This window comes from Methanocaldococcus sp. (genome assembly GCF_024490875.1).
Lineage (GTDB): Archaea > AGJL01 > Methanococci > Methanococcales > Methanocaldococcaceae > Methanocaldococcus.
Map to the genome: position 1 here is coordinate 58698 of NZ_JACCLX010000006.1, position 25373 is coordinate 84070.

General features: G+C 28.9%; 25 protein-coding genes and 1 tRNA gene. 16 read left to right on the top strand and 10 right to left on the bottom strand.

Annotation, left to right across the window (positions count from 1 at the left end):
* Positions 1–4 precede the first annotated feature (4 nt).
* The 4 genes from porA to HZY31_RS00925 all read left to right on the top strand — a co-directional run bounded on the left by porA (position 5) and on the right by HZY31_RS00925 (position 3083).
* Positions 5–1165: a pyruvate synthase subunit PorA gene (gene porA / locus HZY31_RS00910; RefSeq protein WP_297317604.1), complete on the top strand. Its 1161-nt coding sequence runs from the start codon at positions 5–7 to the stop codon at positions 1163–1165.
* A gap of 18 nt (positions 1166–1183) precedes the next feature.
* A complete protein-coding gene (gene porB / locus HZY31_RS00915) occupies positions 1184–2071 on the top strand; it encodes a pyruvate synthase subunit PorB (RefSeq protein WP_297317605.1) in 888 nt (295 codons plus the stop codon).
* A gap of 78 nt (positions 2072–2149) precedes the next feature.
* Positions 2150–2644 carry a 4Fe-4S dicluster domain-containing protein gene (locus HZY31_RS00920; protein WP_297317606.1) on the top strand — a complete coding sequence of 165 codons (495 nt, stop codon included), beginning with the start codon at positions 2150–2152 and terminating at the stop codon, positions 2642–2644.
* Positions 2645–2666: 22 nt separating this feature from the next.
* A complete protein-coding gene (locus HZY31_RS00925; protein ID WP_297317607.1) occupies positions 2667–3083 on the top strand; it encodes a 4Fe-4S dicluster domain-containing protein in 417 nt (138 codons plus the stop codon).
* A 44-nt stretch (positions 3084–3127) separates the two neighbouring features.
* Here HZY31_RS00925 and infB read toward each other — a convergent pair whose 3' ends face one another.
* Positions 3128–4951 (bottom strand): translation initiation factor IF-2, encoded by a 1824-nt coding sequence (gene infB / locus HZY31_RS00930; RefSeq protein ID WP_297317608.1) that lies wholly within the window; start codon positions 4949–4951, stop codon positions 3128–3130.
* A gap of 122 nt (positions 4952–5073) precedes the next feature.
* Here infB and yjjX point away from each other — a divergent pair, with 122 nt between their 5' ends.
* Positions 5074–5727 carry an inosine/xanthosine triphosphatase gene (gene yjjX, locus HZY31_RS00935; RefSeq protein WP_297317609.1) on the top strand — a complete coding sequence of 218 codons (654 nt, stop codon included), beginning with the start codon at positions 5074–5076 and terminating at the stop codon, positions 5725–5727.
* Here yjjX and cfbE read toward each other — a convergent pair.
* On the bottom strand, positions 5724–6926 hold the full coding sequence (cfbE, locus tag HZY31_RS00940) for a coenzyme F430 synthase (protein WP_297317610.1): 1203 nt from the start codon (positions 6924–6926) through the stop codon (positions 5724–5726). The two genes, yjjX and cfbE, sit on opposite strands and share 4 nt — an antisense overlap.
* A gap of 179 nt (positions 6927–7105) precedes the next feature.
* Between cfbE and HZY31_RS00945 the strand changes: the two genes are divergently transcribed.
* The 5 genes from HZY31_RS00945 to HZY31_RS00965 all read left to right on the top strand — a co-directional run bounded on the left by HZY31_RS00945 (position 7106) and on the right by HZY31_RS00965 (position 10826).
* A complete protein-coding gene (locus HZY31_RS00945; protein ID WP_297317611.1) occupies positions 7106–8476 on the top strand; it encodes a mannose-1-phosphate guanylyltransferase/mannose-6-phosphate isomerase in 1371 nt (456 codons plus the stop codon).
* A gap of 181 nt (positions 8477–8657) precedes the next feature.
* Positions 8658–9449 (top strand): translation initiation factor IF-2 subunit alpha, encoded by a 792-nt coding sequence (locus HZY31_RS00950; protein WP_297317612.1) that lies wholly within the window; start codon positions 8658–8660, stop codon positions 9447–9449.
* A 10-nt stretch (positions 9450–9459) separates the two neighbouring features.
* Positions 9460–9630 carry an RNA-protein complex protein Nop10 gene (locus tag HZY31_RS00955; protein WP_297317613.1) on the top strand — a complete coding sequence of 57 codons (171 nt, stop codon included), beginning with the start codon at positions 9460–9462 and terminating at the stop codon, positions 9628–9630.
* Between the two features lie 46 nt (positions 9631–9676).
* Positions 9677–10354 carry a 2-amino-5-formylamino-6-ribosylaminopyrimidin-4(3H)-one 5'-monophosphate deformylase gene (gene arfB / locus HZY31_RS00960; protein ID WP_297317614.1) on the top strand — a complete coding sequence of 226 codons (678 nt, stop codon included), beginning with the start codon at positions 9677–9679 and terminating at the stop codon, positions 10352–10354.
* Between the two features lie 4 nt (positions 10355–10358).
* Positions 10359–10826, top strand: coding sequence for a methanogenesis marker 9 domain-containing protein (locus HZY31_RS00965; protein WP_297317615.1), 468 nt, complete (start codon positions 10359–10361; stop codon positions 10824–10826).
* Positions 10827–10834: 8 nt separating this feature from the next.
* Here the strand turns inward: HZY31_RS00965 and HZY31_RS00970 are convergent, their stop codons facing one another.
* Positions 10835–11749, bottom strand: coding sequence for a hypothetical protein (locus tag HZY31_RS00970; protein WP_297317616.1), 915 nt, complete (start codon positions 11747–11749; stop codon positions 10835–10837).
* A gap of 20 nt (positions 11750–11769) precedes the next feature.
* A tRNA-Sec gene (locus tag HZY31_RS00975) sits at positions 11770–11858 on the bottom strand.
* Between the two features lie 212 nt (positions 11859–12070).
* Between HZY31_RS00975 and cdhD the strand changes: the two genes are divergently transcribed.
* Both cdhD and acsC read left to right on the top strand, forming a co-directional pair.
* Positions 12071–13291, top strand: a complete 1221-nt coding sequence (gene cdhD, locus HZY31_RS00980; protein ID WP_297317617.1) for a CO dehydrogenase/acetyl-CoA synthase subunit delta — start codon at positions 12071–12073, stop codon at positions 13289–13291.
* A gap of 19 nt (positions 13292–13310) precedes the next feature.
* Complete coding sequence (gene acsC / locus HZY31_RS00985) at positions 13311–14789, top strand: acetyl-CoA decarbonylase/synthase complex subunit gamma (protein WP_297317618.1); 1479 nt, start codon at positions 13311–13313, stop codon at positions 14787–14789.
* A gap of 5 nt (positions 14790–14794) precedes the next feature.
* On the opposite strand, the gene HZY31_RS00990 is transcribed toward acsC, so the two are convergent.
* Both HZY31_RS00990 and HZY31_RS00995 read right to left on the bottom strand, forming a co-directional pair.
* A complete protein-coding gene (locus tag HZY31_RS00990) occupies positions 14795–15922 on the bottom strand; it encodes a pyridoxal phosphate-dependent aminotransferase (RefSeq protein ID WP_297317619.1) in 1128 nt (375 codons plus the stop codon).
* A 161-nt stretch (positions 15923–16083) separates the two neighbouring features.
* Positions 16084–16641, bottom strand: a complete 558-nt coding sequence (locus HZY31_RS00995) for a nucleotidyltransferase domain-containing protein (protein WP_297317620.1) — start codon at positions 16639–16641, stop codon at positions 16084–16086.
* 153 nt (positions 16642–16794) lie between these two features.
* On the opposite strand from HZY31_RS00995, the gene selD reads away from it, so the two are divergent.
* The 4 genes from selD (at position 16795) to pyrE (ending at position 19560) form a co-directional block, all read left to right on the top strand.
* The gene (gene selD, locus HZY31_RS01000; protein ID WP_297317621.1) at positions 16795–17850 is read left to right on the top strand and encodes a selenide, water dikinase SelD; all 1056 of its coding nucleotides are present in this window, start codon (positions 16795–16797) and stop codon (positions 17848–17850) included.
* A gap of 127 nt (positions 17851–17977) precedes the next feature.
* Positions 17978–18703 carry a phosphoribosylaminoimidazolesuccinocarboxamide synthase gene (gene purC, locus HZY31_RS01005; RefSeq protein WP_297317622.1) on the top strand — a complete coding sequence of 242 codons (726 nt, stop codon included), beginning with the start codon at positions 17978–17980 and terminating at the stop codon, positions 18701–18703.
* Positions 18704–18726: 23 nt separating this feature from the next.
* On the top strand, positions 18727–18978 hold the full coding sequence (gene purS, locus HZY31_RS01010) for a phosphoribosylformylglycinamidine synthase subunit PurS (RefSeq protein WP_297317623.1): 252 nt from the start codon (positions 18727–18729) through the stop codon (positions 18976–18978).
* Between the two features lie 51 nt (positions 18979–19029).
* Complete coding sequence (gene pyrE / locus HZY31_RS01015; protein WP_297317624.1) at positions 19030–19560, top strand: orotate phosphoribosyltransferase; 531 nt, start codon at positions 19030–19032, stop codon at positions 19558–19560.
* Here pyrE and HZY31_RS01020 read toward each other — a convergent pair.
* Genes HZY31_RS01020 through asnB form a run of 4 tightly spaced genes read right to left on the bottom strand, consistent with a single transcriptional unit; the run spans position 19543 to position 24792 of the window.
* A complete protein-coding gene (locus HZY31_RS01020) occupies positions 19543–21003 on the bottom strand; it encodes a DUF530 family protein (RefSeq protein WP_297317625.1) in 1461 nt (486 codons plus the stop codon). The genes pyrE and HZY31_RS01020 overlap by 18 nt on opposite strands.
* Entirely contained in the window at positions 20996–22306 is a 1311-nt protein-coding gene (gene cca, locus HZY31_RS01025; protein ID WP_463671211.1) for a CCA tRNA nucleotidyltransferase, read from the bottom strand. The genes HZY31_RS01020 and cca overlap by 8 nt, the downstream gene beginning before the upstream one ends.
* A gap of 31 nt (positions 22307–22337) precedes the next feature.
* Entirely contained in the window at positions 22338–23225 is an 888-nt protein-coding gene (locus HZY31_RS01030; protein ID WP_297317627.1) for an MraY family glycosyltransferase, read from the bottom strand.
* 22 nt (positions 23226–23247) lie between these two features.
* Positions 23248–24792, bottom strand: a complete 1545-nt coding sequence (gene asnB, locus HZY31_RS01035) for an asparagine synthase (glutamine-hydrolyzing) (RefSeq protein WP_297317628.1) — start codon at positions 24790–24792, stop codon at positions 23248–23250.
* Positions 24793–25373 lie beyond the last annotated feature (581 nt).

The window sequence follows — 25373 nt, forward strand, 5'->3', positions numbered from 1 at the left end:
AAAAATGTGTGAAGTTAAAGTTATTACAGGAACATCCGCCGCTGCTGAAGCGGCAAGATTATCTGATGTCGATGTTATAGCTGCATATCCAATTACTCCCCAAACAACATGTGTTGAAAAGTTGGCTGAATTTGTGGCAAATGGAGAGTTAGATGCTGAATATGTAAAAGTAGAGAGTGAACATTCAGCATTATCTGTTTGTATTGGAGCAGCGGCAACTGGTGCAAGGACATTTACAGCAACTGCTTCTCAAGGTTTAGCATTGATGCATGAAGTTTTATTTATAGCCTCTGGGATGAGACTACCAATAGTTATGATGATCGCAAATAGAGCATTATCTGCACCAATAAACATATGGAACGATCATCAAGATTCTATATCACAGAGAGATACTGGATGGATTCAAATTTATGTAGAAGACAATCAGGAAACACTTGATAGTATTATTCAGGCATACAAAATAGCAGAGAATGAAGAAGTTTTACTCCCTGTAATGGTCTGTTTAGATGGATTTATATTAACTCATACTGTTGAGCCAGTAACAATTCCAAAGGCAGAAAGAGTTAGAGAATTTTTAGGTGTTTATGAACCAAAACATGCTTATTTAGATCCGGATAGGCCAATAACTCAAGGACCTGTAGGAGTTCCAGATTGCTATATGGAGACAAGAAAACAAGTCGAAGATGCTATTGAGAGATCTAAAAAAGTTATTAAAGATGTTAATGAAGAATTTAATGAATGGTTTAAGAGAAAGTATGGTAATGGTTTAGTTGAAGCATACAACTTAGAGAATGCAGATACTGTTTTAGTAGCAATGGGTACAGTATGTGGAACTATAAAGGAGGTCATTGATAAATTAAAAAAAGAGGGTAAGGATGTTGGATTATTAAGAATAAGGACATTTAGGCCATTTCCAAAAGAAGATATTAAAGAACTTTTAAAAGATGCTGAAAATATTGCAGTATTAGATAAAAACATTTCATTAGGATTTAACAAAGGAGCTTTGGGTATTGAGATGGCATCAATTTTAAAAAATAAAAAAATCTGCAACTATATTGTTGGTTTAGGTGGAAGAGATATAAGAATTGAAGACATAAAATTAATAATTAATGATGTAGAAAAGGCAGAGGATGATAAAACTGCCTGGGTTGGATTAAAAGAATAAATCCTTATAGGTGAAATTATGCAATTTTCAAGAGAAGAATTATTTGCTCCCGGTCATAGAGGATGTGCAGGATGTGGAGCGGCAATCGTTGCAAGATTAGTATTAAAAGCCGCTGGAAAAGATACAATTTGTGTAGTTCCCACAGGATGTTTAGAGGTTATGACTACTCCATATCCTGAAACATCATGGAGAGTACCTTGGATTCATGTAGCGTTTGAAAACGCTGCAGCAGTTGCAAGTGGTGTAGAATCAGCAATAAAGGCATTGAAGAGAAAGAGAGGCAAGTTTGCTAATAAAAAAATAAATGTTATAGCAATTGGAGGGGATGGTGGAACAGCAGATATAGGTTTCCAAGCATTGAGTGGTGCTATGGAAAGAGGACATAACATTTTATATATTATGTATGATAATGAAGCATATATGAACACTGGAATACAGAGAAGTTCATCAACTCCTTATATGGCTGCTACAACTACTACACCTCCTGGTTCAAAAATTAAAGGGGAGGATAGACCTAAAAAAGATGTTGCTATGATTATGGCCGCTCATGGCATTCCATATGTAGCAACTGCCTGTATATCCTATCCAGAGGATTTTATAAGAAAGATAAAAAAGGCATTGAGTATCGAAGGGCCTAAATTTATACAGGTTTTACAACCTTGCACAACAGGTTGGGGATATCCTCCACACAAAACAATAGAAATTGGTAGATTGGCCGTAGAAACAGGAGTTTTCCCATTGTATGAAATTGAAAATGGAGAATTTAGAATTACTTACAAACCATCTAAGAGAAAGCCTGTTAGAGAGTATTTGAAGATGCAAAAAAGATATAGACACTTAACTGATGAAGATATTGAAAGAATTCAAAAATATATAGACGAAAAGTGTAAGTTGTTAGGTTTATAATATTTTAATGTACACCTCCTCACTACTTGTAATTTTTGATGAAAAAAACTTTTAATAATTTAATTTATAGGTGATATAATGAAAAAGATAATGATGACAAACTATATATGTGATAACTGTGGAGATTGTGTTAAAGCATGCATGGAGAAAAATAAAGTAGGAAGAATAAGTATTATGGAAAAAGATGGAAAGTATATTCCAATAGTTTGTCAGCATTGTGCTTCAGCCCCTTGTAAAGAAGTTTGTCCAGTTTCTGCTATTGAGCATAAAGATGATTATGTGTATTTAAACGATGAAATTTGCATAGGCTGTGGCTTATGTGCCTTAGCTTGTCCTTTCGGTGCTATATTAATGGAAGATAAAGCATATAAATGTATTTTGTGTAATGGAGAGGAACCAGCATGTGTTAAAGCCTGTTCAAAGAGATGCTTAGAACTTATAGAAGTAAATGATTTAATATTTGCTAAGAGAGATAAAAGTTTAGAATTGTTTAGTAAATTTTACAAACCCTCTCAAAAAACAGATAATAGTTTAATATCAAAAATTACAGTAAATGCTAAGGTTCAGCCATAAATTATTTATGGAGGAATAATTCATGGTTATAGTTAATGTTGGCTCTTGTATAGGATGTAGAAGATGCGAAAGGAGTTGTCCAATTAATGGAATAACTTTTGAGGAATTTCCAATTAAGTGCATGCACTGCGAAAAAAATCCCTGTTTATATGCATGTCCAGAGAGGGCTATTGAAAGAATTAACAACAAGGTAGTAGTTATAGAGGATAAATGCATAGGCTGTGGCTTATGTGCCTTAGCTTGTCCTTTCGGTGCTATAAGAATTGATGGAATAGCAATAAAGTGCAATGGATGTTATAAAAGAGATATTGAAATTTGTAAAGAGGTCTGTCCAACTGAAGCTATAAATTCAATTGAAGATATAATAGAAAATAAATTATATAATACAATTAATAAACTATATAAATTATATCGTATTTATAGTAGTAGTATAAAATAATCTTTTTTATATTTCTTTTTGCTCATTAATTCATATTTAAAATCTTACCTACCCCAGAATATATTATTTGTTAGTTTCTGCATTAATTCCATATATCTTAATAGAGCCTCTTTTTCATCATTTCTTAATCTATCCATATATTTATGATATAGTTCCCTTACATGCTCTTCTGGAACTGCTACATACATAAGATCTCCTTCATCTACATGCCTCTTTAACATTACTTTTCCTTCTATAGCAATAGATACAGCCTTTCCAGATTTTACCTCTTTAACATTCTCTCCTCTGTCTTTTATCTCTCTAACATAGCCAAGTTGCATTCCATCTTCTCTCATTAGTGGATACCCTACTTTTAAAGTTCCATATAAAACTTCTACTCCACAAATTGCAGGATCTTTTTGTCTAAATATACAATCTGGCAAAATTCTAACGATTGCTGGTTTAATAAGTTTTTCAAATTCTTCATATTTCATTCTTTCTTCTTCTTTTTTAATCCACTCTGTGAAGTCCTCAACTAATTTGTAAATTATATTATTTAGAAATACTTTTATTTTGTATTTATCTATTTCTTTTTGAGCCTCTGGTAGTATTTTTACATTAAAGCCAACAATTGCTCCATACAGAGGATTACTCTGCTTATATGAGGCAACTTCAATAACATCTTTTTTAGTTATATCTCCAACCTCTGCCTTTTTGATTTTAACTCCTGCCTTTCTCAATTCATTTGCTAAAGCCTCTAAGGAGCCTATAGTATCTGCCTTAATTAAAATTCCTTCCTCATCAACCTCTATCTTTGCCTCCTCAACTTCTTTCATTATCTCCTCTTTTGCCTCCTCTATCTTATCCTTTGGAACTATTCTAATAGGACAGCCTGCAATAACTTTATCTAAATCAGGAGCAGCTATTTTAACTCCAGCGGCGGCTACAACTTCATTTACAGGCTTAAATTTATCTCTTGGATCTCTCATTTCATCCAATGGTTTTGGCTTTAATAAGGCTTTAATTCTTGTTACTAAAACACCATCTGGCAATCCTACAACTAAGTAATCTCCTCTTCTTGCAATTCCATCGTATATTATGGCATCTATCGTTGTTCCTAAACCTTTTTCCTCTTTAACCTCTAATATTGTCCCTTTTGCATAACCTTCAACATTAAGTTTTAATCTCTTCTCCAAGAACTTCTGAGCTAAACCTGCCACCATCATTAACAAATCAGGAATTCCTTCTCCAGTAATTGCTGAGACTGGAATTATACAAACTGTCTTTGTAACATCTTGAACTCTTGAATATAAGTCAGCGTCAAATCCTAACTCATTTAAAGGCTTTATTACATTTTCATATAATCTTATTTCAAATTCAGTTAATGCATTAGGATGTTGAACTTTTTCATTAAAGTTTAATATAAATGGAACATCCTTAGAATTCCAACCTGGAATTAGATCAATTTTATTTGCCGCTACAACAAAAGGAGTTTTATACTGTCTTAAAATATTTACTGCCTCAACAGTTTGTGGCTTAAAACCTTCATTTATATCAACTACCAATATGGCAATATCAGCCAAAGCTCCTCCTCTTTTTCTTAATGAAGTAAATGCCTCGTGTCCTGGGGTGTCAATAACTAATAATCCAGGAATTTTTAAATCAGCCTTTAACATCTTTAATAAGTCTCCACATACTCTTTTTATTACATCTATAGGAATTTCACTCGCTCCAATATGTTGGGTAATTCCTCCCGCTTCCCTTTGAGCGACTCTTGTTTTTCTGATTTTGTCTAATAATGTCGTTTTGCCATGGTCCACATGACCTAATACGCATACAATTGGACATCTTAGTTTTTGAACATTATCTTTTGTGTTTTTTTTTCCCATAGTAAATCCCCTCTTCCTAATGTTTAGTTACTATCATTATTGCAATTAATTTATAAATACTTTAATATTGTTCTATTATTAGCATTATTAGCCAATATTTTAAAAATTCATAAGTGATTGTTATGAACTTAAAAAATAAAAAATGTGAAATATGTGGTAAAGAGGCAGAAATCTTTTTATTTGGAAGATTTTTATGTAAAAATGAGAAATGTATTGAAGAGGCAAGAAAATTAAGTATGGCAAGGCATAAGTTTAGAGTTGTTGCTGTTGGCTCTCTAAATCCAGTGAAAATTGAGGCAGTTAAAGAAGGTTTTGAAAAAGTTTTGGGAACTGTGGAAGTTATAGGTGTTGATGTAGAAAATAATGTCTCATCCCATCCCATAGGATTGGAAGAAACTTATAAAGGGGCATTAAATAGGGCAAAGAATGCCTTTAATAAAGTTCAATGCTCTTATGGAGTAGGAATTGAGGCAGGGTTAATAAATGTTGGAGGGCATTATGTAGATATACATATATGTGTAGTTTATGATGGAATAAAAGAAACTGTTGGAATGTCTCAAGGATTTGAATATCCTAAAATTGTGTCTGAAAATATATTAAAAGAAATTGAAGGCGGAAAAATTGCTGAAAAATTGACAGGAATTAAAGACATTGGGAAAAATGTTGGATTGATTGGCTATTTAACTGATAACCATATAACAAGAAAAGATTTATGTATAGAGAGTGTGATAATGGCGTTAATCCCAAGGATGATGAAAAATAGAGATCTTTTTTAGATTATTTTTTCTCTAAGGATAACTAATGAGTTATTTTTAATCTTATTTTCATCAAATTTATCAATATACTTTCCATCTAAATATTTATTCAATTCTTTTCCAATTTCTCCAACGAATATATAATTACAATTAAAGTTTTTTAATACTTCAACAAGTTTTTTTATATCTATTTCTTCACAAACTATTCCAAAATCTCCTCCAATATAAACATCTCCTTCAAAAATCATTAAAAAGTCTCTTATTGCATAATAAATAGATTTCAAATCTAAACCCGGATTTATATTTTTAACTAAAACTTTATTGTTAATTTCTTCCACATACATTCTATTTTTTATAACAAAAGAATCTAATCTACCTTTTATTTCTTCTATGTTTAGCAAATTTTTGCAAATCTCAATGGCAAATAATGAATTTTCAATAAAATGCAATCCAAATATTTTCTTATTAAATTTAAATGTTTCATTCATATATTCAAATTTTAAAGGATATTTACTTAAAATCTTCACTTTGGTAGTATCAATAACATTTAAATGTTTATGATTAACATTTATATTATAATTAATAATGTCATTTTTATTTATAAAGGCTATTTCAGCATTTTTTAAAGATGAGAATTTGGCAGTTAATGCATCTCTCAATCCTTTGGCAATTTTATAATTTTCCAAAACATTTGTTATAACCCCATACTTACATCTAATCAATCCTAAGGAAGTCTCAAATATAAAAAAATCGTATTTGTCTATATCTAATTTGTTTAAGATAGATAAAATTGTTGGTGGTGCAATTGAACCAAAATTTGAATTATGTAAGTAAGTTGTATAATCTTCTTTTAAAATATGATTTATTAAAGTTGTAGTTGTTGTTTTTCCTTTAACTCCAGTTATGTTGATTATTTTTTTATGTATATTATTATATTTTTCTTTTAAAATTTCAGAAACAGCATCAGTAAATGGAATAAATTCAATATCTATTGGACAGTGTATTGGGGCTATAATTTTATCATATTTTTCAAAATTTGGCTTATCATAGAATAAATTAATATTTCTAAATTTTTCTTTTAGTTCTTTATATTTCTTGTAATAACTCTCTGATTTTCTTGTTTTTTGATATATATCCCAAACATCAACATCATAACCTAAGTTTAAATACTCCTCAGATAATTGTAAAGCTCCATGATTAACATCAATGAGTAATAACATAAGTTACACCATTAATATCTATATAATTAAAAATAGTATTTAGTATTAATATTTTAAATTAATTTAGATTTAAAATTTGGATTTCCATCACAATAATATTTATTACTATAAATACTTTTATTATTTAAATAGTATTGTAAAATAATTTTAGAATATTACACATGATTTGAGGGGATAAAATGAAATCTATTATTTTAGCTGGAGGAGTGGGGAGTAGATTATGGCCTTTGAGTAGGGAATACTACCCAAAACAATTTATAAAGTTTAAACCTTTTAAAAAATCTCTATTCCAAATGACTTTTGAAAGATGTTTAAGATTGTCTAATATAGAAGATATTTACATAATAACAAATGAAAAGCATAAATTTTTAGTTATGGGACAAATAGAAAAGTTGGGTTATAATTTTAATGAAGAAAACATTTTAGTTGAACCTATTGGTAAAAATACTCTTCCTGCTATTTACTATGGAGTTAAAGAAATTAAAAAATATGGTGATGATGTTGTAGGAGTTTTTCCTTCTGATCACTTAATAGAGAATGTGGATGAATTTGCAAAGACTATAAAAAAAGGAGAAGATTTAGCGAAAGACTATTTAGTAACATTTGGAATAAAACCTACCAAGCCTCATACAGGTTATGGATACATAAAGCCAGGAGAAGAGTTAGATATAGGATATAAGGTTGAAGAGTTTAAAGAAAAACCTGATTTAGATACTGCAAAAGAATATTTAAAAAAAGGTTACCTATGGAATAGTGGAATGTTTTTATTTAGAACAGATGTTTTTGAAGAAGAGGTTAAAAAACACTGTCCAGAAGTATATGAAGCATTTAAGTTAGAGGATATTGACGAAATTTATAAAATTGTTCCAGATATCTCCATAGATTATGGAGTTATGGAAAAATCTGATAAAGTTGCTGTAATTCCATTGAACATAAAGTGGAGTGATTTGGGAAGTTTTGATGCATTTTATGAAGAATTTGAAAAAGATAAGAATGGAAATGTTATTTATGGAGAGAATATTGTAATAAATTCAAATAATAATTTAGTTAATGTCCATGACGGAAAAATAGTTTCTTTAATTGGTGTAAATGATTTAATTGTGGTTGATACAAAAGACGCTTTATTAATTTGTAATAAAGGAGATAGTCAAAAAGTTAAGGATGTTTATAAAAAATTAAAAGAAAGAAATGATAAAAGAATTTTATTTCATAAAACTGTATATAGACCTTGGGGATATTATACAGTTTTAGAAGAGGGACAGTTCTATAAAATAAAAAAAATTACAGTATTGCCAGGAAAAAAACTTAGTTATCAACTACATTATCATAGAAGTGAGCATTGGATCGTTGTTAAAGGTATGGCAAAAGTTACCATAGATGGAAAAGAATTTTTTGTAAGGAGTGGTGAGAGTACATTTGTTAGAAGTGGTGTAAAACATAGATTAGAAAATCCTGGAAAGATTCCCTTGGAAGTTATTGAAATACAAGTTGGAGAATATTTAGAAGAGGATGACATCGTTAGGTTCGATGACGATTGGGGAAGAAAATAGTGTATAATATTAAAGTAATATTTCTTTTTTTGTTACTAATGAATATTTAATTGACATATATTTATTTCTTAGAAAATTAAGAAATTTGCAAAAACTAAATTTTATTATCCAAAACTTTAAAATAAAGTTGATTAAATTATTAATAATAAAATTTTATAATCAATATTATGAGGTGTTTATTATGAGGAGAGAATTTCCAGAGGAAGGAGATATTATTATAGGTACTGTAAAAGAGGTTAAACCTTATGGAGCCTTTGTAGAGTTATTAGAGTATCCCGGTAAGGAAGGAATGATTCATATCTCAGAAGTTACATCAGGATGGGTAAAAAACATTAGAGATCACGTTAAAGTTGGGCAGAGAGTTGTGGCAAAGGTTTTAAGAGTCGATGAAAAGAAGGGGCATATTGATTTATCATTAAAAAGAGTTACTGAACAGCAAAAGAGGGCAAAAGTTCAGGAATGGAAGAGATTCCAAAGAGCTTCAAAGATGCTTGAAAGAGCGGCTGAGAAGTTGGGTAAGAGTTTAGAGGAGGCTTGGGAAGAAGTGGGATATTTGCTAGAAGATGAGTTTGGAGAATTATATAACGCATTTGAAACGATGGTTATTGAAGGAAAAGAAGTTTTAGATGATTTAGATATTAGTGAAGAATGGAAAAATGTTTTATATGAAGTTGCTAAGGAAAGTATTGAATTAACAAATGTTGAAGTTGAAGGAATAATTGAGATGAAATCCTATGCCCCAGATGGAATTAAAAGAATAAAGAAGGCATTAACTACTGCATTAAAAGCAAATCCTTATGAAGATGTTGAAGTTAAAATAACTTACATTGGGGCTCCTAAGTATAGAGTTTTAGTCATAGCTCCAGATTACAAGAGTGGAGAAGAAGTTTTAAAGAAGGTTTGTGAAAAAGCAGTATCAACGATAAAGAAATTAGGTGGAGAAGGAACATACTACAAAGAAAGTAAAAAATAAAGGTGTAGAGATGAAAATGAAAAAATGTTTAAAGTGCGGAACATACACTTTAAAAGAAGTTTGCCCAAAATGTGGAGAAAAGACTATAATTCCAAAGCCACCAAAATTTTCCTTAGAAGATAGATGGGGAAAATATAGAAGAATGCTAAAAAGATCTTTAAAAAATAATAAAAGAAATTAGAAATTAATAATTCTATTTATCATAATTAAGAATTGTTAGTGAGATTATGCAACTTAGGTTATCATCTGGTAATATATTGGATGAGAATGTCCATAAAATAGGGATTATAGCATTAGGCTCTTTTTTAGAAAATCATGGAACCGTTTTACCAATAGATACTGATATAAAGATAGCCTCTTACATTGCCTTAATGGCATCTATTTTAACAGGAATTAAATTTTTAGGAGTAGTTATTCCTTCTACGGAGTATGATTATGTAAAGCATGGTATTCACAATAAACCAGAGGATGTTTATAACTATTTAAGATTTTTGATAAAGGAGGGGAAAAAAATTGGTGTAGAGAAGTTTTTAATAGTTAATTGTCATGGAGGAAATGTATTAATTGAAAAATATTTAAAAAATTTAGAATATGAATTTGATGTAAAAATAGAGATGATAAATATAACTTTTACTCATGCCTCTACGGAGGAGGTTTCTGTTGGTTATGTAATAGGAATAGCAAAAGTCAATGATGAACTTTTAAAGGAGCATAATAATTTTAAAAAATATCCAGAGGTAGGAATGGTTGGATTAACAGAGGCAAGAAAAAATAATAAAATTATAGATGAAGAGGCAAGAATCGTTGAAAGGTTTGGAGTAAAATTAGATGAAAAACTTGGTAAAAAGATTTTGGAAGATAGTATTAATAAAGTAGTTGAAAAGATAAAAGAACTAATTAGGTGAAATTATGGGCTGGGAAAATGCTCCTTCTCATATATGTAGAGGAGGAGATTTGAGAGGATTAGCCTTTTGCTGTCCTCCAATAAAATACTGTCCTATTCATAAGGCATTAAAAATTTTAAAATTATCACCAGAAGAATTTATAAGAATAAAAGAAGAGTTTGGAAAAAGGACAAAACTTGGCTTAGGAAAAAATACATGTTTTGGTAGTTTAGTATGGTGTTGTAAGATAACTAAACCTTGCCCTTATAGAGATTATGAACTTGCTAAAAACAATATAACCCCTGATGAATATATGGAATTAAAAAAAGAACTTGCTGAAGAGATTATAAAAAATAGTCCATTTTTTAAAGAGGCAGTTGAAGTTTTTGCTAAAAAAGGAATCCCCAAAGATGTTGCAGAGAAATGTATATTAGAAACTGGAGATTTAAAAAAGGCATATCAATTAGCTATAAAAATGTTAGACAAAGGATAATTATTTAATTATTGGATTGGGATTTTATTTTCTTTAAAACCTTTAAATAAATCATACTCCTCCTTTGACAATTTATATATATAAAATTTAACATCTTCAACCATACACATACTCTTTATTAATCTATAACTTTTTTCACCATTGTAGTTATTCAAAAAAGCGTAAATAGGTTTTCCATTCTTAGATACAATATATCCTTCCTTACTATCTTCAATTTTAATTAAAGATGTTCCATAAGATAAAGCATCTATTAATGAGATGTCTTTTAAGATTATTGGCTCCTTTGAAGATGTTATTTTTTTAATAATATCTGTAAATGACTCTCCTTCAAATATAAAACCTTCAACATATTTATTTTTAAACATATTCAAATCTTTGTTAGATATGATTTCAATCTTTGCAATAATCTCACTAACAGCAAATGTAGTTTTTAACTTACTAATTGCTCTTTTTCCAAACAATGTTTTTTTTCCAAAATATATGGCAAAAATTTCTTTTGAATTTTTATAAATAACAACAGCCTTCTCATCTTTAAATCTCTTTGGTTTAAAAGTAACCTTATTATATCCACTCATTAGGAATTTATATATGTCGTTATATGAATTTAGGATTATATTATCCTCAAAAACCAAACTTAACTTAGAAACTTCTACAATGGTTTCATCTGGTTTAAAATTTTTTAAAGCATATTTTACTTCCTCCTCTGAACCTTCATAAATTTCTATTAAAAAAGTATCTGGAATTATCTGAAAAATTTCCTCTAAATCTTTCTCTTTATCATCTAATTTAGATGAAATTAACTTTGAATTAAGGTAATATAAAAAAGTATGGTCTATTCTAATAATTCCTGTAAAATTACTTAATCCAGAAATTATTTCCCTCAAATCATTAACATTCCCAAATTTTGAATATATCTTCTTCATGATATCACAAAATAGATTAACGGCGCGGGGGGGGAATCGAACCCCGAGGGCCTCCGCCCTCGACGGATCTGAAGTCCGCCCCGGGCTACCAAGCCCGGTACCCCGCGCCACATTAATAATTATTTGAAAGGTATAATATTATTTTTAATATTTAAAAGTTATTACATACATATTAATATCCCTATTAGCAAAATTGATATTTGAATTTGGAATTAAGAATAAATTAAAATATTCTTTATTTTTTTAAAATTTTCCTTTAAAATATGGAGATAATTTAAAATAATAATGTTTATATATGAATTTTACTAACTTTAATTTGTAATGATTTATAATGATAAATTAGGTGATTCTATGAATTTAAATGCATTAATAAAGATTATTGAAAAAGTTGGAAAGATAGAAATTGAAAATATTTACATTACAGGAGATGAAATTATAATAAACATTCCTTCGTCTCCTCCAGTAGTTATTCCTCAAACACCATCAATAAAAGAAAAATTAGTTGAGGAAGGAATAATTGAAATTAAAGAAGTTCCTGAATTAGACTGGGAGCCTCCAATTGAAAAGTATCCAGGATATATAAGGGAAGTTCAATTTGGAAAACCAAAATCTGAAGGTGGTAGAGGAAAAGTTGTAAAGATTGGAGGGCAAAGAGCTTTATATAGATTTGAAGAACCCCAACCTAACCCTCCAGTAGTTACTTTTGATATATTTGATATGCCAATGCCAGGATTACCTAAACCAATTAGACTATTTTTTCAGGATGTTATGGAGGATCCTTGCGAATGGGCTAAGAAATGTGTTAAAGAGTTTGGAGCAGATATGATAACTATTCACCATATATCAACAGATTCAAAAATTAAAGATAAAAGTCCAAAAGAAGCGGCAAAATTGATGGAAGATTTATTACAGGCAGTAGATGTTCCATTTGTTATTGGAGGTAGTGGTAATCCTCAAAAAGATCCGTTAGTTTTAGAGGCGTGTGCTGAAGTGACTGAGGGTGATAGATGCTTATTAGCATCTGCAAACTTAGAGTTAGATTATAAAAAAATAGTAGATGCCGCTATGAAATATGATCACAATGTTTTAGCATGGTCTATTATGGATCCAAATATGGCGAGAGATTTAAACAGAAAGTTAATTGAGGCAGGTTTAGATCCTAATAGAATTGTTATGGATCCTACAACATGTGCATTAGGTTATGGTATTGAATTCTCTATTAATGCAATGGTTAGATTGAGATTGAATGGTTTAAAAGGAGATGAGTTAGTTAATATGCCAATGTCTTCTGGAACTACTAATGCCAATGGTGCGAGAGAGGCGTGGATGAATAATCCAGAATGGGGTCCAAGAGAGTATAGATTACCATTGTGGGAAATAACTACTGGAATTACAATGATGATGTGTGGAGTGGATTTATTCATGATGCTTAATCCAATAGCAGTAAAAACATTAAAGGAAATTGGTAAAACACTATCTACAAAGCCAGGAGAAGTTAAATTAAACACTAATAATTACGAGTGGATTGTAGCAAAGGCGTAAATAACTTTGAGGTGGTTAAATGCCAAAAAAAATTAGTGTAATGGATATCTACAAACTACTGCCAAAAACAAACTGTAAAAAATGTGGTCAGCCATCGTGTATGGCATTTGCCGCTAAATTATTAGAAAAAGAGGCAACAGTTGATCAGTGTCCAATTCTTAATACCCCAAAATTTGAAAAAAATAGAAAAAAAATAATAGAACTTCTATCTCCACCTGTAAAAGAAGTTTGGTTTGGTAATGATGATAGAAAAGCTGTTATGGGTGGAGATGAAGTAATGTATAGATATCAATTGTCATTTTTTAATCCTACACCAATTGGTGTAGATATTAGCGATGAGTTAAGCGAGGAAGAAATTAAGAAGAGAGCCAAAGAAATAGAGAATTTTGCATTTGAAAGAACAGGTGAAAAACTAAAATTAGATTTTATTGTAATTAGAAATGCATCAGGAAATGCAGAAAAATTTAAAAAAGCCATTGAAATTGTAGAAAAAGAAACAGAAATGCCTATTTGTCTCGCTTCTTTAAATCCTGAAATTATAAAAGAGGCTTTAAAAATTGTTAAATCAAAAGTTATGATTTATGCTGCAACAAAAGATAATTTAAATGACATGATTAGAGTTATTAAAGAACTCAAAAAAGAAAAAGATGTCGTTTTGGTTTTATCATCAAACAATGTTAAAGAGTTAAAAAATATGGCGGCAAAGTGTTTAGCTAATGGCATTGAGGATTTAGTTTTAGAGCCACATACATATCCTGAAAATATCGCTGAAACATTAGATTTAAATGTAATGATAAGAAGAAGTGCAATTGAAAGAGAAGATAAATACTTAGGATTTCCAATATTAAATTTACCAATAAATGCATATTATTATGCTTTAAACAATCCTTGTCCTATTTCGGAATTTTTTGAAGATAAAGATGTTGTTGCAAAAATGTATGAGGCAACAATTGCAGGGACATTATTAAATAGATATGCAGATGCTTTAATTATGCATGGCATTGAAATATGGGAATTAATGCCAGTATTAACATTGAGACAGTCTATTTATACTGATCCAAGAAAACCTCAGGCTGTTGAACCTGGTTTATATCCTATTGGTAATCCAGATGAGAATAGCCCTGTTATATTAACAACTAACTTCTCATTAACATTTTACACAGTAACTGGGGACTTTGAAAAAGATAATGTCACTTGTTGGTTGTTAGTTATGGACACTGGTGGAAAGGCTGTTGATGTTTCAGTTGCAGGAGGGCAGTATAATGGAGAGAATGCTAAAAAATTAATTGAAGAGACAGGAATCGCAGATAAAGTTAGCCATAGAATATTAATTTTACCAGCATTAGCGGCATCAACAAGAGGTGACATTGAGGATAAGACAGGATGGACCTGTGTAGTTGGAACAAGAGATTCATCACAAGTTGGAGAATTTTTAAGAAAGAACTGGGATAGAATATTAAGAGAATGGAAAGAGAAGCATCAAAAAGAAAAAACATAAAAAAGTTATTCAAAGATTTTTCTTATTATTTCAATAGCCTTTTCTATATCTTCATATTTTGTAGCGTAACTAAATCTTACATAGTTATAGCCATTATCTCCAAAGGCTATTCCTGGAACGCATAAAACCTTATTTTTAATTAATATTTTAGCTACTTTTACTCCATCTCCATATTCAGACACATCAGGGAAAATATAAAATGCTCCTTCTGGTTTATTAACTCTAAAAATATCTTTTAATCCATTATAGATTAAATCTCTCCTCCTTTTAAATTCATTAACCATATTTTTAACACATTCCTGACTTCCTCTCAAAGCGGCTAAAGCACCATATTGAGCAAAAGTAGGAGCACATGCAAAACTATATTGGTGAATTTTTATCATATTATTGATTAAATCCAACTCCTTATTTAATTCATCTGAAACTGCCAAATATCCAATCCTCCAACCAGTCATTGCATAAGTTTTAGAAAATCCATTAATTAATATACATCTATCTGTATATTTCATTGGGGAATAATGTTTTTTATCATAAATAATTTTATCATAAACTTCATCTGAAACAATAATTAAATTGTAATCTTCAGATATTTCTGCCAAACCTTTTACTGTTTCTTTGTCATAAACTTTTCCAGTAGGGTTTGCTGGAGAATTGAATATTATTAATTTTGTTTTTTTGGTTATTGACTCCTTAACTTGCTCTAAATCAATATCAAAATTATCATCTAAGTTTATATTTACAATTTTTCCCTCAGCAAATTCTACCAATGAAAAATAAGATACAAAAGATGGATTAAATACAATAACTTCATCTCCTCTATTAACTAAACTCATAATAGACAGCATTAAAGCCTCTGAGGCCCCACAGGTTATAATAATATTATCCTTATCAACATTTATATTGTAATCTTCCATTAACTTATTGCTAATTTCTTCCCTTAATTCAGGAATTCCATTGTTTGGAGAGTAATGAGTTTTACCTTCATCTAATGCTTTTTTTGCTTCCTCAATAATATGCTTAGGAGTTGTGAAATCAGGCTCTCCAATTCCCAAATTTATACTGTCAGATGTTGCTAAATTAAATATTTCCCTAATTGCTGATGGCTTTATATTTTTGCATCTATCACTTATCATTCTTTCACTTCCTCAAAATATATCCTTATTTATAAAGCTCAATTGCTCTAATTTTTATAGTTTCTGATGGTTCATCTCTGATATTAGAGTTTTTATAACACTCATTCAATAATAAATCCAATTCACAAAAATGATTTTTTATCTTTTCTTTATATTCATCATCAATTGGTTGGTTTTTTATTTATTTTGCATTCAAACAAATAACTTACTATCTCATCATCATAGCAATCTAAGCATTTAAATGAGTTAAAGTCAGATTTAAAATTTCCAGTATTTAAGCATAAGATACCTTGATAATAAGCTCTCAGAATATACAAACATATTTTTGGATTTTTAGCATCTATATGAAATTTTTGTAAATGATTCTTAATAAATCCTTTCCAATGGTAATAAAGATTTTTGCAAGTGCAATTGTGGGCTATTTCCTTAACATCTTTATGGTATTTTGAGGAATATAAAACCTTATCAGATAAAGCAATCTCAATGAAATTAGCGTTTGGTTTTAAAAGTTCTCTCAAAAACTTTCCTAACTCATAGCTAACAAAATCACACTTTCCAAACATTTTATTTATAACTTCCCCTTCTTTACTTTTATATATGCAGTTTTTAACAAATAACTCTCTGTCTAAGATATGCACTCCTCTAATATATACATCACTTGGATTTGGGATTCCATACAAATCACTCCCAGAAATTACAACAAATATAGGAATTTCCATAATAATCTCCACATTATTGATTTTTTAATAACTCGATAATTATTAGAAATTCTAATTGGTAGTATTTTATAGTTTTTCAAAGTTATTGATTATTACCTATTGTGGTTATTTAAGTATTTTTGTTGATTTATAAAAATATATTAGGTGATAATTATGGATAAAAAGATTGAAAAAAATAAAATAAAATTAACTGAATTGGTTAAACTACATGGATGAGCATGCAAACTGCCCAGCACCGAGTTAGAGTATTTAGTAAAAGGCATAGTTACTGATGAGGATTTAAAAGATAAAAATATTTTAGTTGGCTTAGGAGATGATGCATCAATAATTAAAAGAAATGGTTTAGTTATAGCAAAAACCGTTGATGTCTTTACGCCAATAGTTGATGATCCATATATACAGGGAAAGATAGCTGCTTGCAACTCAACGAGTGATATATATGCTATGGGACTTTTAGACATTATAGGAGTTTTGGCAATAGTAGGAATTCCTGAAAAATTGCCAATACCAATAGTTAGAGAAATGTTAAAGGGCTTCCAAGATTTTTGTAGAGAGAATAAAACTTCAATAGTTGGAGGACATACAATACTAAATCCATGGCCCTTAATTGGAGGAGCAGTTACTGGTGTTGGTAGAGAGGAGGAAGTATTAACAAAAGGAGGAGCAAAAGAGGGAGATATTTTAATATTAACAAAACCCTTAGGAACTCAAACAGCGATGGCTCTAAATAGAATTCCAGAAGAGTTTGAAAATCTATTAAATATAACTAACGAGGAAAAAAATTATATTGTTAATAAAGCAATAGAAATAATGACAACATCAAACAGATATGGATTGTTAGCTTTAAGAAAAGCAGAAGAAAGAGTTGGAGATAAAATAGGTAATGCATTAACAGACATTACAGGATTTGGAATATTGGGACATTCAAATGAAATGGCTAAAAATAGCAATGTTTTAATTGAAATTACTACTTTACCATGCATAAGAAAAACACCTGAATTAAGTAAGATGTTTGGTCATGCATTATTGGAAGGTTATGGAGCAGAAACTGCTGGAGGTTTATTAATATCAGCAAAAAAAGAATATAAAGATGACTTAATTGATGAATTGGAAAAATATAAATGTTATTCATTTGAAGTTGGTAGAGTGTTAAAGAAAGGAGAAGGTAAGGCAGTTTTATCAAAGGATGTTAAAGTTATTGAAGTATAACTCGGTGCTGGGCAATTATTTAAAAATGTCTTTGGTCGATGTGCCGAACCCTTCCTTAGGGAGGCACATCGAAAATCTTTAAATAAAAATTTTTTCTTTTAATTTTATAAAGATATAAGGTGAAAATATGGAGATAAACTTAAATGAAATATTAAAAAAAGAGCCAATACACAAGGGAAAAGCAAAATCAGTTTATGAAATAGATGAGGATAAAGTGTTAATTGAATTTAGGGATGACATTACAGCAGGAAATGGGGCTAAACATGATGTAAAAGAAGGGAAAGGGCATTTAAACGCTTTAATTTCATCAAAATTATTTGAAATTTTAAATGAAAATGGAGTGGAAACACATTATATTAAATATATAGAACCAAGGTATATGGTGGCTAAGAAGGTAGAGATAATTCCAATAGAGGTTATAGTTAGGAATATAGCAGCGGGAAGTTTATGTAGGAGATATCCTTTTGAGGAAGGGAAAGAATTGCCTTTCCCAATTGTTCAGTTTGACTACAAAAATGACAAATATGGAGACCCTATGCTAAATGATGATATTGCAGTTGCATTAGGATTAGCAACGAGAGAGGAACTTAACAAGATGAGAGAAATAGCGTTAAAGGTTAATGATGTGTTAAAAAAATTCTTTGATGAAAGAGGAATAATATTAGTTGATTTTAAAATAGAAATAGGAAGAACAAAGAATGGAAAATTAGTAGTCGCTGATGAAATTAGCCCTGATACTATGAGATTGTGGGATAAAAAGACAAGAGATGTCTTAGATAAAGATGTATTTAGAAAAGATTTAGGAGATGTTATTGCTAAGTATAAAATAGTTGCTGAAAAGATATTACAATAAATAAAATATGAGAGGGAACTTTTATGTATAAAGCCACAGTTACAATAAAATTAAAAAAAGGTGTCTTAAACCCAGAAGGAATGACTATAAAGAGGGCTTTAAACTTTTTAGGATATGATAATGTCAAGGAAGTTCAAACATACAAAATGATAGATATTATAATTGATGAAGAAGAAGATGAGGAAAAAGTTAAAGAAAAAGTCGAGGAAATGTGTAAAAAATTATTGGCAAATCCTGTTATTCACGACTATGAAATAGAAATTAAGAAACTATAAAATTCTAAATTTTTAATCTTACTTTTTATTTTTATAATTTAGGTGATACTCGTGGATAAAAAATTAAAGTTAATAAAGTTACTCAAAGATGTAGGATGTGTAAAATTTGGAGAATTTATTTTATCCTCTGGTAAAAAAAGTAATTACTACATTGACATAAAAAAGGCTACAACAAACCCAGAGATTTTAAAGTTAATAGGAGAAATTATTGCTGAAAATATTAAAGATGAAAATGTAAAAGTTGCTGGTATTGAGTTGGGTTCTGTTCCAATAGCCACGGCAGTTTCTATTTTAGGGCAAAAACCACTATTAATTATTAGAAAAAAACCAAAAGATTACGGAACTAAAAATAAAATAGAGGGAGAACTAAAAGAAGGGGATAATGTTATAGTAGTTGAGGATGTAACAACTACTGGAAACAGTGTTTTAAAAGCAGTTGAAGAAATTAGAAAATATGGAGGAGTTGTTAAAAAAGTTTTTGTTGTTGTAGATAGATTAGAGGGGGCTAAAGAAAATTTACAAAAAGAGAATGTTGAACTAATCCCATTAGTTACTGTAAAAGAGTTACAATTTACCCAATAAATTTAAGAACTTCTTAGTTTTCTCTTTTTTGACTTTACCAAACTTTTCTAATTTCTTTATATCCACATTTTTACTGATTAATATTTCTTTTAATGGCTCAATTAAGGCAATTTTTTTGAGTAAATCTTCAATCTCCTTTTTATCAAAGTTAAATCTCTCCACAATATCCCAATCGTGAATTAAATATAAGGCAACTCCACCAACATTTTTTAAAGGAATCTGATATTTTGGTAATTCCTCTTCCAATTTAAATTTTAAATCTAAGACATTTACACAATCAACACCTTCAACTTTCATCCAAGTTAAAAATCCTTTCTGTGGAGTTATCATAATGGATGGGAATAAATTACTTCTCGATCTTTCATCAGGAGTTTTATATAAGTAAAATTTAAAAACATCCTCTGAAAATCTTTTTATTAATATATCAAAAGATATTTTCTTAGATAATTCATTTTTAAGTTTAATTGCTTCTTTTAATGAGTCTATTGGCTCTCCATTTTTGTATAATCCTTCTTTTTCAAGTATTTCTTTAAGTTCAAGTTCTTTTAACTTTTTTTCCTCTACGCATCTTATGTCAAGAATTCCACCACTTACATCCTCTTCCGCTTTAAATGTTGAAATTAATTCTAAATATTTTTTGAGATATTTCTTATCCTCTTCGCTAAGTAATCTATTAAGTTTTTCCTCAATGGTTTTTTCAATCTCATCTTTATATGTATTTAAATATCCAATAGCCAAAACTCTTCTTACATATTGATCGTCAATAATTTTATTTTTTGAATAATTTCTCTTAATTGAAGTAATTATAACATTTCCATATTTTTCTTTAATGAACTTCTCATAATTTTTGTCTTCAACTTTTATTCTTTTAAATTCTCTTTTACCTTTGTCAATTACTATAAAAGAGACTGTATAAGATGTTAAAATACCCCTACCTTTCGGCTCTAATATATCTAAAAACTCTTTGTAAGTATTTATTAAATAAGGAGGGAATTCAGACATTATTTTTTTATAAGACCCATCTAATGGTAGACTCGGGGGTAGATCAATGTTACCAATATCTTCACTTAAATGACCTAATGCAATTTTATGTGCAACTAATGCATGTTTAACTCTCTCTAAAATTCCTTTTTTTTCACTGGCAATTCTTCTTAGATATGAACTATAATTTGCTATTTCCTGTAACCCTTCACTATCATAACTACCTCTTAATTTTCCAACATTTTTATATGGATAATCAAATTCTAAAAATTCCATCTTTGATTTTAAATTCTGTAAAGTTTTTAAATTCTCTTCTAATGTAGATATTATATTATTTAATTCAATTTCATCAATATTTTTGTTTTTTATCTTAATGACTACTTCTTTTAATTTGTTATTAAGTTCACTTAAAGAGTCCAAAAATTCATTAGCACTTTTTATTAAGTTACTGGCGTTATCCATAATTGCTCAACTCTTCAATTTCTCCCTTCTTAGGATTTACATACTTTGGAATAGATATATTCTGTATATTTCCATTAACAATATCTTTAAATAAATCAATAATATGACAATACTTTCTCTCGGTGTATGCAAATAATTTACAATCCTTAATAAATACTTTTTCATACTTTTTTAAAAACTTTTTAACTCTCTCCTTTTTAAATATTTCTGGCCCTTCCCTCAATGCAACCTTTGGTAATTTATATACTAAAAATTCCCAATATAGATAGCAATAATTATCATCTGCAAAGCACTTACTTTCCAAAATTACGAACTCATTTTTAGCAATAATTTTATTTATACTTTTTTGAAGTTTTTCCATCTGTGGATATATTATATCATCAACAACATCTTTTCTTGGAATTTTTAATACCAATCTATATCCATGCTCTCTATCTTCTAAAATTTTATTTATTTTTTCTTTATAATCCTTAAAGAACTCAATAGATGGATTTTTTAAAAATCTTTGAGAATAAAATATAAATTTACAGTAATTTTCCTTGCTTAATGGTGAAGCAACATTTCTATTTAAATCTACTGGGTCATAAACTACAAGGGGATCATCAAACTTTTTAAGTTTTTTAATATCTATATCTTTATAAATTTCAAATATATCTTTTAAAATTATCTTCTTCCCAATCTTCCAATTTTGAGTATCTTCTATAAGGTTTATAAAGGATTTGTAATGTAAAATTAATAATTCACATAGATAGCCAGAAAATCCTTTTGTCTTAACATCAGAGCCATATAGACCTAAACTTTTTAAAAATGCCTTTAATAATCTAACTTCATCGCATAATTTTTCATTTAATCTATCTTTTAAAAATTTGTGATGCAATGGGGTTCTATCAACAGCAGAAATTATCTTCTCTCCAAAGTTTATTTTATAGCATGGGACGATATCTACATCATATCTATCAACTTTACCTTTAACATAAGGGTGAGAGGCATAGTTTATTTCATAAGAACCTTGTAATTTCTCTATAACCTTTACTCCTATATCTAAGCCTATGGATTCCAATTCATCCTCTGAAACTTTTTTATCAAATAGTATAAAAATATCAATATCATAATCGTCTTTTAAATTCGTATTCCTTGCTGAAGAGCCAACTAATAAGACATCTAAAACTGGATAGTTATTTTCTTTAACTATATTCCATATTTCTTTAATAATTGTATTAGCCATTTTTTGTAATCTTTCCATCTCTTCCTTAGATGGCTTTATATTTTTTAAAACTTCTTTTAAAATGTTTTCTATATCCATTTCCATACTAATCACTATTTTCATTATAGATTTAAATATATAATGATGTTATTATCCCCAGAATTCCAAAAAATATTCCTATAATCCACAATATTAAAACTAATTGATACTCTTTCATTGGCTTATATTTTAAAATTAATCTTGGTAGTGATAAATAACCTCCTAAATAATATAGTTTTCCATCCTCTTTTAGAGTTGTTGGTTTATGCTCATCTCTACTCATAACTCCAGCACTAATATATTTTAAAGAGGCATCTATGATATAGGGTAAGGTTATAATTAAAAAGGGGATATATTCTTTATATAAAACTGCTAAAACTGATAAAAATGCTCCTATTGGTAGGGTTCCAACATCTCCAGGAAATATTTTTGCTGGATATCTATTGAAAATTAACAATCCAAAGTATGAAGAGGCAAAGATTAAAGATAGTATAGAGCCAGTTATATGATTGTTTAAAAATAAAATTATACTCATTGAAATTGTTACTATTACTCCTACCCCTATTTCTAATCCATTAAATCCAGCCAGCATATTTGTTAAATTTGAATATATGGTAATTCCTATGGCAATTAAAAAAATTCCGAATAGATCAATATATGAATATTTGTAAAATAATGTTCCAATGATTAAGCCAGAAATAAATAATAATATCAATTTTTCTTTTGGAGAGAGTTTGGCTATATCATCAATCACTCCTATTATTCCAGAGGCAATTATTGGTAAAGTAAAAATTGCATTTATAAATGATATAAATAAAACATTAGAAAATAATGGGGCTAAGCCACCCATTTCTGGAACTTTTACTTTTTTACTTTTGTGTAAATCGTAGCCAAATTTATAATTAATCATCTTTTTCATTAGGAAATAACATAATACAACTGAAAATAAAAATGATAATATAATTAAAATAACAACCATTATATCCCTCAGAAAACTTTAATTAAATGTTTTTAATAAAATCTTCAATAACTCTGTTCTTTAATAACTTTAAAAATTCATTAATTTTTTTCTTTGAGAAGCCATATTTTTTAGCCACCTTATATATTATTTTTTCTCCACCACTACCATATTGAGCCGCTTTTTTTGGTCTATATGCTATATAATCTGGAAGATATTTTGAGGCTACATCTCTTAGAATTCTTTTTCTAAGGTCTGAAATTAAATAATTTGTAGGTAGAGATAATGTCACTTTAACAACATCTTCATCTAAAAATGGAACTCTCAACTCTACACCATTAGCCATTGTGCAATGGTCATCTCTCTCTAAATTTACCTTGTATATATTGGTAAGATCATTTATTAACATTTTTTTAAATTCTTTCTCTCCTTTTTCTTTATAAACTCTTTCGTGTCTTGCATAGCCACCAAATAGTTCATCAGCCCCTTGTCCAGATAGAACAACTTTTAAGCCATCTTTATTGGCAAGTTCAGAGGCAACATAAATTGGAATTCCTACACCTATTTTCATTAAATCAACTTCGTCAATTGCTCTACATACTTTAAAAACATATTCTTCATATTCATTTTCAGAGATTATCTTCTTTCTTAGAGGTAAATTTAACTCTTTACTTAATTTTTCAGCATAAATTAAATCTTCGCTATTTTCTGTTCCTACTGCATATAAAATAACTTCTTTACAATATAAAGATGCTAATTTTGCAATTAAAGAACTATCAACTCCTCCAGAGCATATAACTCCCACTCTATATAGGTCTCTAACTCTCTTTAAGACAGCATTTTTTAATGCCTTTTCTAAGTATTTTTTTGCCTCTTCATAACATAAATTTGTTTTATAATTTAGATTTTTAAAGTCATCTTTGAAATTTTCTAAAATCTCTATTCTGTGGTTATCTAAGTAATAGATTAGTTGAGAGTTTGGTTTCAATGTCTTAATTTTGCTATTTAATACATCTAAATCTTTCTTGCAGTTATCAATATTTATCAACAAATGCCATAATGCTTTTCTTTCAGAGGCAAATGCGAAATATTTTTTAGTATCAACATAAAATAATGGCTTAACTCCAAAAGGATCTCTCGCCAACAATAGAATATTTTTTAATTTATCATAAATTGCATATGCATAATCTCCATCCAATTCCTCCAATTTATCTTCTTCATATAGATGAATTATAACCTCATTATCAGTATCTGTTTTAAACTCATGATTTTCCTTTAAATATTCCATTAATTCAATATAGTTATAAATTTCTCCATTACAAACTAACCATATATTTTCATCCTCATTAGGAATTGGCTGGTTTCCATATTTTCCTACAATTGCCAATCTGTTATGCCCTATACTTATGTTTTTAATCTCTACATTTAAATTTTCAACATCTTTAAAATCTTTAAAGTAAATAATGTTATCATCAATTAACATTCCAGAACTGTCTCTTCCTCTATGTTTTAAAATTTTCATCATATCTATTGCATATTTTACAGGGATTGGTTGTTCTTTAATAATTATCCCACTTATCGAGCACATATCCCTCACATTTTAATTTAAAAAGTTATTTGTAATTAAGAGTATATACAGGAGTTAGGATATTTAAATTTTATGTTTTTAGTATATCTTCCCTCGCTAAAAATTGTTATTTTTTAATTTAGAGGAGTTTAATTGGTTATTTTTTAATTTTAAAGAATTTTATCAAATTTCGAAGGGTCTTTTATTTTAATTAATTTGAATATTTAATTTTATTAAATTATTGGGATTTTTTGGAGATTTTTGTAATTTATTTTTATCTTCAATTTTCCCCGATAGTTAGATTTAAATTAAAAATTTTAAGGATTTTAAAGACAATAAACCAAAATAGAAAAGTATAAATAAAAGTTCGGAGGTATATAAATAACAAGGGTAATTGACCCTTCGAACTATAACCCATATATAAAGAAGTATAATAAAGTAATTTTAAAAGTTTATCTCTTCAAATTGTGCCCTGTTTAAAATCACGCCCCAAAGGGGATGGAAATCTTTTTAAGGGTCTGTCTGTGTCTAAATATATGCTTACTGTTTAAAATCAGGCCCCAAAGGGAAAGGCAAAAAGAGGCATTGCTTCTTTTAAGAAG